Origin of the sequence: Paenibacillus ottowii, from assembly GCF_050516475.1 — a bacterium.
Classification (GTDB): Bacteria; Bacillota; Bacilli; order Paenibacillales; family Paenibacillaceae; genus Paenibacillus; species Paenibacillus ottowii.
The window spans coordinates 948,048-960,415 of sequence record NZ_CP191577.1; the positions used below are offsets into that span (position 1 = coordinate 948,048).

Genomic DNA, 12,368 nt, shown 5'->3' on the forward strand with positions numbered 1-12,368 from the left:
TACGGGATAGCCCGCATCAAGACGGTCACTCTAAATAATCATCCGGAAAGAAACGAATACTATTTGTGCATGACTGCCTGCATAGGCGAGAAATACACTCCTATATTATCATTATCTGTCACAGATTGCACGTGAAAAGTGTGTAAATTCCCAAGAAATTTTCATACAGTCTGATCGGTTAGCGACTCATTGGATGCTCTAAATCTACATGTCCCATCAAGGACTCCAGAGATTGACCATCTACAAGCAAATCCAGCGTTTTGACTTCCTTGAATTGGAACATCGTTTGCTTCAAGGCATCAATAGCTAACTCCTCGCCGCCAGCTCCTAATCGAGCCTCATCCGGCAGGGAAATATCAAAAGTCAACGCACCGTTATCTAATTTGATCTTATGCACACTAATTTTCTCGGACCATAACGGAATGAGAGCAGAATTACCACTTTTTTGTAGAGCTTCAAACGCTTTTTGGAATTTTTCCAGCTCGCTTGGGTAAGTAATTTCCTTTTTCTGTTCTTTCAAGCCGTTCTCTTGTGTATCTGTGTAGTACACCGTGATCTGCTGCGTTTGTTGATCTCCTGACTTTTCCGTGTCCGTTTTGGTCTTGGTAGGCTCCGTCGATGGAGATGCAGGTGTTTGACTCGCTCCATTATTTTCAGCAGACTGTGCTGATGGATCAGGGGTCGTCTGGTCAGGTGTATTATTTTGTGCAGCTGGAGTTTGTGTTTCCTGAGATGGAGTCGCAGGAGCCGATGTTTGCTTAGAGGCACACCCTGCACCTGCAATGGCAAACAGTGCCAGCAGACCTGCAATTACAATTTTCTTGTTCATACGTCTGTCCCCCTCCTTGCTTAACGTTGGCAAGCGGTTTGTTGAAGATTTATTTTACGCCGAGATACGCTGTGATACCATCTGCAATCCCTTGAGCTACCCGGTTTTGAAAATCTTCATCAAACAGTGTTGCTTCCTCTTTTGGATTACTCAGATATCCTACTTCAAGCAAAACAGCCGGCATAGTCGTTTCCCGAATCACATGGAAATTTCCATAACGAATGCCTCGGTCTGTCAGACCTGTCGCAGGAGCAAAGTACTTATGCATAACGTCAGCAAACGCTTTGCTTGCACTACGCTGGTAATATGTCTCTGTACCATTGGAAGCTGAGCTACCGCTGCTGTTAGCATGAATGGATACAAATACGTTAGCTTTGAGATTTTCAGCCACTTTTACACGCTGTTTAAGCTCTAAAAATGTATCATCGCTACGTGTCAACACAACCTCAATATTCGGGTTCTGCTTTAATATGCTTTCTACTTTCAGAGCCATCGCTAAGTTGAAGGTCTTTTCATAATTTTTTCTCGAAGCACCCACTGCTCCGGAATCTTTTGCTCCATGTCCAGCATCAATAACAACGATCTTTTTACCATTGCTGTTTACTGGAGATGTCTGCGTATCATCTGGCTGTGACCCATCCGGTAACGTTGCGTCTGGCGTCGTATTCACCGAATCCTTGGAAGCCAGATCGACGATCACATGATTCGATCCATCATTATATGCGGTATAATTCATGGCATGTTTCAAATCAATAACCACACGCACCGTTGATGGTTCCTTTTGAAATAAAGCATAACGGACCCCAGACACATCCGCTTCATTTTCAATGTCCAGCGAACCATTCAAATTGCTATCCAGCTTCTGCTGGTCTCCAAAATTATCAGCAAACGCTGTCGCTGGCAAATCCACCACTACCCGATCGGGACCTGTCATCGTAAACGCTTTCGGCTTGACGGCACTCGCTGTTGTGATGGTTAACCGGTTTTGGCTGAAGCTAACCCCCTGCACCCACGTCACACCTGAATCCGCATTATTGGCTGGCGCAGTTACACTACCTGTACCTGTACTGTTATTTCCGGACTTGGGAGGTGTAAATTCCCCGTTTCCAGACCCGCTGCTGCGGGTATATAATTTTACGGACTTGGAGCTGCTGTCCCATTTTACGTCCAGTCCCATTTGCTCGCCGATAAAGCGAAGCGGTACAAGGGCATAATCGGAACGCAGCAGAGGCGAAGCATCCAGACTAATATCGCTTCCATTGACAGTCGCCGTCTTACTTCCGATTATCATTCGGATCGAGGTACTGTCCTTCTCAATCGTTATGGTTCGCGCCTGCTGCTTCCACGTCACGTCATATCCCAAATTTTCAGAAATTACGCGTAGCGGGACCATCGTACTTCCGCCAATGACTTGTGCCTTAGCCCCACTAGGGACACTTAACTGTTGATCGTCGAGATAGATCTGTGTTCCACTCGAAGCCGCATGTCCATAACCCGGAACCGCCCACATGAAGACAAATAATAACAACAAAAAACCAAATTTCTTCATTCGTCACCCTTCCATTCATAATTTTTTTGCCACATGCTCCGGTGCGGCGACCTGATATACGCGCTTATGTAATATCAGACAACCTTATAGACGTTATCTCACACCAAAAGTTGCGAATATATTCCATCATAACAGAAATATACGTGCCAAAGAACTATTTTTGTCGAATTTTGACTAAAAATATAGACCATTCGCTTTCCGTCAAAAGTCACAGTCAAAAAAATAAAAAAAGCTACTTTCACCCCCATGAATTTTCATCAAAAGGTGAAAAAGTAGCTTTTATTCCAAGTACTCTTAGTTGAGTGTTTCAGTTATTCCTGTACCCGTTCCAAGATACTCCCTTAGGCTATCGACAATACCTTCGGCAATCTTCTGCTGTGTTTCTTCAGTAAACATGGCCGCTTCATTGGACAGATTACTAAGGTAGCCACATTCCAGCAATACAGCGGGCATTTGTGATTTTCTCGTCACCACATGGTTTGCCACCTTAATGCCATTATCCTTGAACCCGGTTGCAGCTACAAGGTGCTTGTGCATGATCGTCGCCAGGCTCAGACTTTCCTGACGTGCATAATAGGTTTCAGAGCCATTGGCTTTTCCGTTATTAGAAGCTGGCATGCTGTTGCCATGAATGGAAACAAACACGCTAGCCTGTTGATTATTAGCGAGCTGTGGCCGTTCATCCAGTGTAGGATACGTATCTCCATTGCGAGTTAATACAATTTGAATAGCAGGATCATTTTGAAGAAGCTGCTGAACCTTTAATGCTACCGCCAATGTAAATTCCTTCTCATGTCGTCCAGTCACACTGCCTGCTCCAGGGTCCTTGCCGCCATGTCCTGGATCAATTACGACAATTCGCCGTCCTTCGACATTCGTTGGTGCTACTATCTCCGGATTCACACTACGTTCACGTAGCTTAAGGGTGATATCTCCTATGCCGTTTGTTGAAAGATCGTAGTCACGTACCTGATTTAATGCAATGACGATACGAACGCCCCCTTTTGTTCCATCCGCAGGAGCAAATCTGATTTCCTGTACATCCTCACTGTCACTATTCGTCAACGCCCGCGTGCCATCCTTGCGAACCGGGAACGACTGAAGAAGATCTGTTGATAGTGAAGCCTCCGGTAAATCAACTACTATACGGTCAGGTCCCGTCATTTTCGATACTTTAGGAGTTAGGTCTTTGTTGAGAGAAATCTTTAACGTTTCATTATCAAAAGAAATGTTTTGTACAAGCAACGCATTTGCAGTAGTCTGTTCTGCATTCTGCTCCTTGGATGGTGAAGAAACGGCTTCCGAATGCTTGTCTGCTTCAACTGGAGCTATTGTCGTCGCTGTTGCTGCAGATGTTTTAGTTGTACTTTTTGTGCTCTGTGTTGACGTTTGCGACGATTGTTGGGATTGAGACTGCTTATCCGCTTGTTGAGTTGCCATCTTCTGACTGAGGTTTACGGATTTATTTTGATTGTTCCAATCTACTTTTAACCCCATTTGCTCCCCGACAAAACGCAATGGAACCATGGTCGAGCTGCCCCGCAACACTGGAGGTGCATCCAAATTGACTGTTTTTCCATTCACATCAGCCGATGTACGGCCTACATACATAGACATATCGGTATTATTTTTTTGAATTGAAATTTTATAGGCTTGTGGTTCCCACTTAAACTGATATCCAAGCTGCTCGCCAACCACCCTGAGCGGTACCATGATTTTACCATTGACCATTTCAGGCTTGGCATCTGCAGGCGCTTCCACTCTTTTGCCATCTAAAAACAATTCTGCTCCAGCCGCATTTACATGAGGGGAGGACGGCCATAACCAAATCATAATAGCCGCTAGTATCACCCAACCATATTTCTTCATCCTCATTCCCCTAACTTATTTATGTATTTTTTATGCTTCTTCACAGATACAATCCATCAACCATTTTACATTTACAATACCATGTTGAGTCGAACCGTCAACCCCTTATTTACCAATTTATTATCTAAACATAACAAAAGCCCGCAGGCAAAAGAGTTGCCAGTACGGGCTGTCTGTTTATCAAATAAATCAACTATATTCCTTCTACTGAAATTGAGCTGGAAATTAGCATTATGCGCCTTGTTTTGCCGCGCGTTTCTGCTCATAAGCCAGAATTTCAGACTCATGCTGGAGTGTCAAGCCAATATCATCCAAACCTTGCAACAGAAATTGACGACGATGCTCATCCAAATCGAATTCAATATGCAGACCGTAATCGTCAGTGATTGTTTTTTCATTCAGGTCTATGTTCAATTGATAGCCATCATGCTTTGCCGTGCGCTGGAACAATTCCTCCACTTGTTCTTCAGACAGCTTGATCGGTAAAATACTGTTTTTAAAGCAGTTATTATAGAAGATATCCGCAAAAGAAGGCGCGATTACACAACGGTACCCATAGTCCATGATGGCCCATGGCGCATGCTCACGAGAGGAGCCGCAGCCAAAGTTGGCGCGAGAAATCAGTATAGAGGCCCCTGCATAACGAGGCTTGTTCGGTTCAAATTCAGGATTAATGTTGCCTACCTCATCAAACCGCCACTCGTAGAACAAAAACTGCCCAAAACCTGTACGCTCGATTCGTTTCAAAAATTGCTTAGGAATAATAGCATCCGTATCCACGTTCACCCGATCCACAGGTGCTACAATACCTTTTAAAGTTGTGAAAGCTTCCATCGTAAATTCCTCCTCCGTATCCTAGCGGACAACTTCTTCCTGCTTGAATTTCCAATCCCGTACATCGACAAAGTGTCCATGAATCGCCGCAGCGGCTGCCATGGCCGGAGATACAAGGTGAGTCCGTCCTCCGCGTCCCTGACGACCTTCAAAGTTACGATTAGAAGTTGAAGCACAACGCTGCCCCGGTTGAAGTACATCAGGATTCATCGCAAGACACATGCTGCAACCCGCTTCGCGCCATTCAAATCCTGCTTCTTGAAAAATGACGTCCAGTCCCTCTTGTTCAGCCTGAATTTTCACACGACCCGAACCAGGTACGACAATTGCTGTGACTTTGTCAGAAACCTTGTAGCCCTTGGCTACCTGGGCCGCAGCGCGCAAATCTTCAATCCGTCCGTTGGTGCAAGATCCGATAAACACATAGTCGATCGCAATATCCGTGATTGGTGTGCCTGGCTTCAAATCCATATATTCAAGCGCTTTTTCAGCTGCTTTACGTTCGTTTTCTGTCGGCAATTCTGCTGGAATTGGTACGGTTGAGGAAATATCTGTACCCATGCCCGGACTGGTGCCCCACGTTACTTGTGGAATTAAGGAATCCACGTCAAACTCCAGTACGACATCAAACTCGGCGCCTTCATCGGTGACAAGCTCTTTCCACTCAGCAACTGCTTGCTCAAAAGCATCACCTTGTGGCACATGCTCGCGTCCACGCAAGTAGTTGAAGGTCGTTTCGTCCGGCGCAATCATACCTGCTCTGGCTCCGCCTTCAATGGACATGTTACACACTGTCATGCGTTCTTCCATGCTCAATTCACGGATAGACTCGCCCGTGTACTCAATAACATAGCCTGTAGCGAAATCTGTACCGTATTTGGCGATGACACCCAAAATCATGTCCTTGGCTGTCACCCCAGGTTTGCGACGCCCTACAAAACGAACCTCCATCGTTTTTGCTTTTGCTTGCTGGAGACATTGGGTTGCCAATACGTGCTCTACCTCGCTGGTTCCGATACCAAAAGCGAGTGCTCCAAACGCACCGTGAGTGGAGGTATGGCTATCGCCACAAACAATCGTTTTCCCCGGATGAGTCAGACCCAGTTCAGGTCCCATAACGTGAACGACACCTTGATCCACCGTATCCAGATCATATAGCGTGACACCAAAATCGCGGCAATTTTGAGTTAATGTATCAATCTGCTGCTTGGAAATCGGGTCCGTAATATTGTAACGATCTTTGGTCGGTACGTTATGATCCATTGTAGCAAACGTGAGCTCTGGACGACGCACCTTGCGCCCACTAAGACGGAGGCCCTCAAACGCCTGCGGTGAAGTTACCTCATGCACGAGATGAAGATCAATGTACAAAATACTCGGCTTGCCGGCTTCCTGATAGATGACATGGTTATCCCAAATTTTCTCGAACATGGTCTTTTTACTCATCAATATTCACCCCTGTGTTTTTCGAACCTAGTGGAGAGAAGCTGTACGGCTCTCTCTTGGATGTCAACAATATACCATGGCATGCCTGATTGGTCTAAGATATGATATCTATAGAAGTAATAGTCTTGACCTATAAGTAGGTGCCTCCCTCTAGTCTAATTCATGTAAAATTTTGGTCTGGTGTAATGAATTTCACATCTTTCGAAGTCAACCTGTTCTACCATAGAAGTGTGATACGCCGTGCTGGGCAGACCATTTTGGTCGGGACATTTACTTCCTGTTCTAAAATTAGCTACAGAGGCTGTCTGGCATGCGCGGCAAGTACGCCTTTATTTTGATTCGAAGCGGAGTGTCCAGATGTTGAATACCGAATTGGAATACCGTGAGCGCATCAGGAAGCTGGCCGTATGTATTGTCAAGCATTACCGAGGAAAAGGACCGGACAACGTTAAGGTCTCTCTTGACTCACCTCTCCGAGTTACAGTAGAGATCCAGGGTACTTTGTCTAATTTGTCTGAAATTCTCGTTCATGAAGGTGCTGTGGAAAAGGTCAGTGATTACTGGAACGTCCTTCGTCCTTATTTGGAAAAGGAGTTTATGAGGGAAGCCGAAAAAACACTTGGCAGTCCCTTCACTTACACTTGGGAGGTCTGCCCCTCCGTCCATGGAGACGGACATATTATCATCACTCTTGAATTACAACACATACCCCGGTTGGATTAGCGGGAAGGAGATTAGCTCCTCGCTCGCAGATAAGCCAGTACAGAATGCAGCGTTAAGCGGCATTTTTGTATTGGCTTTTTTTCATGTTACGAGTTTCATCTATTTCATATAAAAAGAGGTGCTGCACACATGGCAGACAAGGTATTAACAGTATGTCCTTACTGCGGAAGCGGTTGTCAGCTTCATTTGCTAGTGGACAAAGGACAGGTAATTGGCGCAGAGCCGGCTAATGGTCGTACAAATGAAGGAACATTGTGTCTGAAGGGACATTATGGGTGGGATTTTTTGAATGATCCACAGATTCTGACTGCACGCTTGCGCAAGCCCATGATTCGCAAAAATGGAGTCATGGAGGAGGTAGAATGGGATGAAGCCATTCAGTATACTGCCGAACGGCTGTCAGCAATTAAGGAAAAGTATGGACCTGACTCTATCATGGGGACGGGCTCCGCACGCGGTCCGGGGAATGAAGCCAATTATGTCATGCAAAAGTTCATGCGGGCAGTCATTGGCACCAATAATATTGATCACTGTGCCCGTGTATGCCACGGCCCTTCCGTAGCAGGTTTGACTTACTCACTTGGGGATGGAGCTATGTCCAACTCTATTCCTGAAATTGAACATTCAGATCTCCTTTTCGTATTTGGATACAATGCACCCGAAACGCATCCAATCGTCGCAAGACGTATTGTAGCTGCCAAGCAAAGAGGTGCCAAAATTATTGTATGTGATCCACGTATGACTGAAACTGGACGCATCTCTGATATGTGGCTACCTCTAAAAGGCGGCTCGAATATGGCTTTGGTGAACGCCTTTGGTCATGTGCTAGTACATGAAGGACTGTACGACAAACGATATGTCGAAGCAAACACAGAAGGCTTTGCCGAATATGTAGAAAACATTAAAAAATATACACCTGAATATGCGGAAGGCATTACGGGTGTCAAGGCTGCTGACATTCGGGCGGCTATGAGGGAATATGCCAAGGCTCCTACCGCTACAATTCTATACGGAATGGGCGTATGTCAATTTTCACAGGCCGTTGATGTAGTAAAAGGTCTTGCTTCCCTTGCCCTGCTTACTGGTAACCTGGGCAAACCGAATGTTGGTATTGGCCCTGTACGTGGACAAAACAATGTTCAGGGCTCCTGCGACATGGGTGCATTACCCAATGTGTATCCTGGTTACCAGGATGTCATCGACACCGCAGTTCGCAAAAAGTTTGAAAAAGCATGGGGTGTTGAGCTACCGCGCAAAAAAGGATATTCACTTACAGAAGTACCACATCTCATTCTGAAAGAGAACAAGTTGAAAGCTTATTATATCTTCGGCGAAGATCCTGTACAAAGTGATCCAAACGCTGCCGAGCTGCGTGAAGCGCTGGAAAAATTGGAGTTTGTCGTGGTGCAGGATATTTTCATGAACAAGACGGCGCTGCATGCGGATGTCATCCTCCCTTCTACCGCTTGGGGCGAGCATGACGGGGTGTATTCTTCGGCAGACCGTGGCTTTCAGCGCATCCGCAAGGCCGTCGAGCCTCAGGGTGATGTAAAGCCAGACTGGGCTATTATTAGCGAGGTTGCCACCGCCATGGGCTACCCTATGTCCTATGCGAACACAGAGGAAATTTGGGATGAAATGCGAAGCCTCAGTCCTTTATTCGCCGGTGCCAGCTACCGGAAAATGGAGGAACAAGGCGGCGTACAATGGCCATGCCCTACAGAGGATCATCCAGGTACACCGTATTTGTACAAAGGCAATCAATTTTCCACACCTAGTGGTAAAGGCCGATTATTCGCCTGCGAATGGCGACCACCACAAGAACAACCGGATGCCCAATTCCCGCTTGTCTTATCTACAGTCCGTGAGGTAGGTCATTACTCGGTGCGTACTATGACTGGTAACTGCCGTGCATTGCGCCAGTTGTCTGATGAGCCTGGATTTATTCAGATTAGCCCGGAAGACGGAGCAGAGCTGAACATTCTGGATGGCGAAATTGTGGCTATCTCCTCGCGTCGGGGACGCATTATGGCGCGGGCACAAATCAGTGACCGTGTGCAGAAAGGTGCGACCTATATGACCTATCACTGGTGGGTCGGAGCATGTAACGAGTTGACCGCCGATTTTCTCGACCCGGTATCCAAAACCCCGGAATTAAAATACTGTGCCATCCGGTTGGAGCGGATTGCCGACCAAGCGCAGGCTGAACGTGATGTACATGAATCATACCAACAGATTCGTAGACAAATGAATGTTCAGGAAGCCGTTTTAGCTGACAAGGTGACGAGATGAGCGGCGCGCGCAACACGCTGAGCCGTCCGACAAACAGAATGGGGTCAGCCGATAGAACCAGTGCTGTTGCCTCCTCATTCGTCGTTGCAGACGGCGGGCAATGTATTGGCTGCAAAGCCTGCGAACTGGCGTGCTTTGCCGTGCATGGGCAGGCGGGCGGCATAGGCGCTTCGGTCGGAACCGTCAGTGTGCCTGTGGTTCCCAAGGTATATGTGGTGCGCGCCGGAGATACGTATGTGCCAGTGCAATGCCGGCATTGTGAAAATGCCCCCTGTGCACATGCCTGCCCGGTGCAGGCGATTCGCCAGGAGGATGGCGTAGTCATGATTGATGAGGACCGATGCATCGGCTGCACCTCCTGTGTCTTGGCCTGCCCCTTCGGGGCAATCGAGGTGTCTCCAGTCTATCGAGCCGGACACGTTGTCACGCAGTCCGGTCTGACTAACCGTGCAAATCGAACCGCGCTTCCCCGCACTGCGGCAAGCAAATGCGATCTGTGCGCGGAAACAGAGAACGGACAGCCTGCTTGTGTGGAGGCCTGTCCAAATCATGTGCTACGGCTGGCCAAAGGCATATCCGACTCGCCTCCAGAGCCTCGGCGGGAAGTCTTTTTCCCACGCCTGTAAGGTCAAAATCAGCCGCAGAAAGGTAGAAAACCATGTCAACAACAGACAAGATCTCTTCGCCTCCTTGTATGAGGACGTCTGATTCTACAGACCCTGTCATTCATATTGACCCCACGCTCTGCACTGGATGCCGACGCTGTGCGGGTGTTTGTCCGGTAGATGCCATAGAGGGACTGCCTGGAGAACCTCAAACTGTGAACGCAGACCGCTGTGTTATTTGCGGTCAATGTGTGCAAATCTGCAGCGTATACGCCACAGATTGGGCAAATTCATCTCCGCAGGCAGCTGCTGCCCAACGTCAGGAACGTATACGTGAACGCGATATGCCTGCCGACATCGGCGAGCCGCTATTTGCTGCCTATTATAGCTATAGCCTGAACAAGGTAGCTGACATGATGAAGAAACCAGGACAGCTTCGTATTGTTCAGTGCGCCCCAGCTATTCGCGTATCTCTCGCGGAGGAATTTGGTATGCCATTTGGTACACTAACGCCCGGCAAAATGGCCGCTGCCCTTCGTCGCCTCGGCTTTGATCGAGTATATGATACGAATTTCGGAGCTGACGTAACCATCATGGAGGAAGGCACCGAGCTAATTCGCCGCGTAACCCAGGGTGGGCCATTACCGATGTTTACATCCTGCTGTCCAGCTTGGGTCCGTTTTGCCGAGATCGAATATCCCGATCTGCTAGACCATCTATCCAGTTGCAAATCACCAATGCAAATGTTGGGCGCACTGGTCAAGACCTATGGTGCACAACTGGATGAGGTCGAACCAGCGAACATTTACAGCGTCGCGATCATGCCCTGTACCTGTAAACAATTTGAGTGTGATCGTCCCGAAATGGAATCCGATGGTTACCGTGACGTAGATGAGGTGCTGACCACACGTGAGCTTGCATACTGGATCAAGCTGCAAGGCATTGATTTTATGAACCTGCCTGACGAAGAATTTGATGCCCCGTTAGGACAGTATTCAGGAGCAGGCACTATTTTTGGTGTAACTGGAGGAGTTATGGAAGCTGCCATCCGTACAGGTTATGAGCTGCTGACGAATGAAAAGCTGCCAAAGCTCCAGCTGGATTTTGTCCGTGGCGAGGAAGGCATTCGAGTAGCCGAGGTACAGGTGGGCGAGCTGCAGCTCAAGGTAGCGGTCGTCGCTGGACTCCAACATGCCTATCAGCTCCTGGATCGTGTGCAGGCTGGCGAATGTGATTATCATTTTATTGAGGTGATGGGCTGTCCAGCTGGATGTATCAGCGGAGGAGGGCAACCCAAGCTCATGTTGGAAAAACAAAAAGTCGAGGCTTATCGTGCACGCAAATCTTCCATCTATGGACATGATGCTGCATCTCAGGTGCGCAAATCGCATGAGAATCCTTTTATTATCAAGCTGTACGATGAATTTCTAGGCGAGCCGTTAGGTCATGTATCACACCATCTCCTGCACACGACCTTTCAAAAGCGTGGACCCGGCAGGCAGAGCCACAGCAGCAGTAATATGTCCGTCAAAGGACATAACGATTATCCCGTTCATTAGTACGTTCAACACATAGATATAATCATTAGAAGTTATAATTTGTCGTTAGTTAGAGAGGAGTCGAGTTAGTATGAATCGCTTTGTTTTAGCTGATCCCGATCAATGTATCGGCTGTCGCACCTGTGAAATTGCCTGTGTTATCGCACATTCACCGGAGAACCCTTTTATCTCACCAGATGACGAGTTTCATTTTCACCCTCGCCTCAAGGTGATCAAATCCTTTGGAGTCACCGCACCTGTCCAGTGTCGTCACTGTGAGGATGCTCCATGTGCTAATGCTTGCCCGAACGGCTCTATTACGAATGCAGACGGCTGCATTCTTATTAACAGCGAAAGCTGCATTGGCTGTAAAACCTGTATGATCGCCTGCCCTTATGGCGCGATTACTATGGTGCCTCAATATAGAGACGGTCAGCCTGTCGTACAAGATGGTCTGTACACTAATGTGTCAGGTCGTTTGCAACCCAAAGAGCGCATGATCGCCAGCAAATGTGATTTGTGCGAAGGTGTAGACGGCGGACCGGCCTGTATTGGAAAATGTCCAACTCAAGCCCTCAAGCTGGTCGAGCCAGATCTGGTTCATGCCCGGGTTGAGGAAAAACGAGCTGCAAGTGCACGTCAACTGCTGCATATGACACGCATTCCTGCGACAGGTCTATGAC

10 protein-coding genes are annotated in these 12,368 nt (G+C 47.6%); 5 read left to right on the forward strand and 5 right to left on the reverse strand.

Features of this window, described 5'->3' with window-relative positions; all coding sequences use genetic code 11:
- Positions 1-178 precede the first annotated feature (178 nt).
- The 5 genes from ACQQ6X_RS04400 to leuC all read right to left on the reverse strand — a co-directional run bounded on the left by ACQQ6X_RS04400 (position 179) and on the right by leuC (position 6,527).
- Positions 179-829, reverse strand: a complete 651-nt coding sequence (locus ACQQ6X_RS04400; RefSeq protein WP_305164378.1) for a GerMN domain-containing protein — start codon at positions 827-829, stop codon at positions 179-181.
- 49 nt (positions 830-878) lie between these two features.
- Positions 879-2,378 carry an N-acetylmuramoyl-L-alanine amidase family protein gene (locus tag ACQQ6X_RS04405; protein ID WP_305164379.1) on the reverse strand — a complete coding sequence of 500 codons (1,500 nt, stop codon included), beginning with the start codon at positions 2,376-2,378 and terminating at the stop codon, positions 879-881.
- Positions 2,379-2,672: 294 nt separating this feature from the next.
- Positions 2,673-4,247 (reverse strand): N-acetylmuramoyl-L-alanine amidase family protein, encoded by a 1,575-nt coding sequence (locus ACQQ6X_RS04410; RefSeq protein ID WP_305164380.1) that lies wholly within the window; start codon positions 4,245-4,247, stop codon positions 2,673-2,675.
- A gap of 231 nt (positions 4,248-4,478) precedes the next feature.
- Complete coding sequence (leuD, locus tag ACQQ6X_RS04415) at positions 4,479-5,081, reverse strand: 3-isopropylmalate dehydratase small subunit (protein ID WP_305164381.1); 603 nt, start codon at positions 5,079-5,081, stop codon at positions 4,479-4,481.
- Positions 5,082-5,102: 21 nt separating this feature from the next.
- Positions 5,103-6,527, reverse strand: coding sequence for a 3-isopropylmalate dehydratase large subunit (gene leuC, locus ACQQ6X_RS04420; protein WP_305164382.1), 1,425 nt, complete (start codon positions 6,525-6,527; stop codon positions 5,103-5,105).
- Positions 6,528-6,884: 357 nt separating this feature from the next.
- On the opposite strand from leuC, the gene ACQQ6X_RS04425 reads away from it, so the two are divergent.
- From ACQQ6X_RS04425 to ACQQ6X_RS04445, 5 genes are all read left to right on the forward strand, one after another.
- Complete coding sequence (locus tag ACQQ6X_RS04425; RefSeq protein WP_149033392.1) at positions 6,885-7,250, forward strand: DUF2294 domain-containing protein; 366 nt, start codon at positions 6,885-6,887, stop codon at positions 7,248-7,250.
- A 129-nt stretch (positions 7,251-7,379) separates the two neighbouring features.
- Positions 7,380-9,542 carry a formate dehydrogenase subunit alpha gene (fdhF, locus tag ACQQ6X_RS04430; protein WP_305164383.1) on the forward strand — a complete coding sequence of 721 codons (2,163 nt, stop codon included), beginning with the start codon at positions 7,380-7,382 and terminating at the stop codon, positions 9,540-9,542.
- A 38-nt stretch (positions 9,543-9,580) separates the two neighbouring features.
- Entirely contained in the window at positions 9,581-10,168 is a 588-nt protein-coding gene (locus ACQQ6X_RS04435) for a 4Fe-4S dicluster domain-containing protein (RefSeq protein ID WP_262348675.1), read from the forward strand.
- 68 nt (positions 10,169-10,236) lie between these two features.
- Entirely contained in the window at positions 10,237-11,706 is a 1,470-nt protein-coding gene (locus tag ACQQ6X_RS04440; RefSeq protein WP_326400441.1) for a [FeFe] hydrogenase, group A, read from the forward strand.
- A gap of 70 nt (positions 11,707-11,776) precedes the next feature.
- Positions 11,777-12,367, forward strand: coding sequence for a 4Fe-4S dicluster domain-containing protein (locus ACQQ6X_RS04445; protein WP_063213425.1), 591 nt, complete (start codon positions 11,777-11,779; stop codon positions 12,365-12,367).
- The last annotated feature ends 1 nt before the right edge of the window (position 12,368 follow it).

Excerpts from the sequence above, each read along its gene's own strand:
- ACQQ6X_RS04405 (WP_305164379.1), bottom strand. The coding sequence starts at position 2,378 with ATGAAGAAATTTGGTTTTTTGTTGTTATTATTTGTCTTCATGTGGGCG.
- leuC (WP_305164382.1), bottom strand. The coding sequence starts at position 6,527 with ATGAGTAAAAAGACCATGTTCGAGAAAATTTGGGATAACCATGTCATC.
- ACQQ6X_RS04440 (WP_326400441.1), top strand. The coding sequence starts at position 10,237 with ATGAGGACGTCTGATTCTACAGACCCTGTCATTCATATTGACCCCACG.
- ACQQ6X_RS04400 (WP_305164378.1), bottom strand. The coding sequence starts at position 829 with ATGAACAAGAAAATTGTAATTGCAGGTCTGCTGGCACTGTTTGCCATT.
- fdhF (WP_305164383.1), top strand. The coding sequence starts at position 7,380 with ATGGCAGACAAGGTATTAACAGTATGTCCTTACTGCGGAAGCGGTTGT.
- ACQQ6X_RS04445 (WP_063213425.1), top strand. The coding sequence starts at position 11,777 with ATGAATCGCTTTGTTTTAGCTGATCCCGATCAATGTATCGGCTGTCGC.
- leuD (WP_305164381.1), bottom strand. The coding sequence starts at position 5,081 with ATGGAAGCTTTCACAACTTTAAAAGGTATTGTAGCACCTGTGGATCGG.
- ACQQ6X_RS04425 (WP_149033392.1), top strand. The coding sequence starts at position 6,885 with ATGTTGAATACCGAATTGGAATACCGTGAGCGCATCAGGAAGCTGGCC.
- ACQQ6X_RS04410 (WP_305164380.1), bottom strand. The coding sequence starts at position 4,247 with ATGAAGAAATATGGTTGGGTGATACTAGCGGCTATTATGATTTGGTTA.
- ACQQ6X_RS04435 (WP_262348675.1), top strand. The coding sequence starts at position 9,581 with ATGGGGTCAGCCGATAGAACCAGTGCTGTTGCCTCCTCATTCGTCGTT.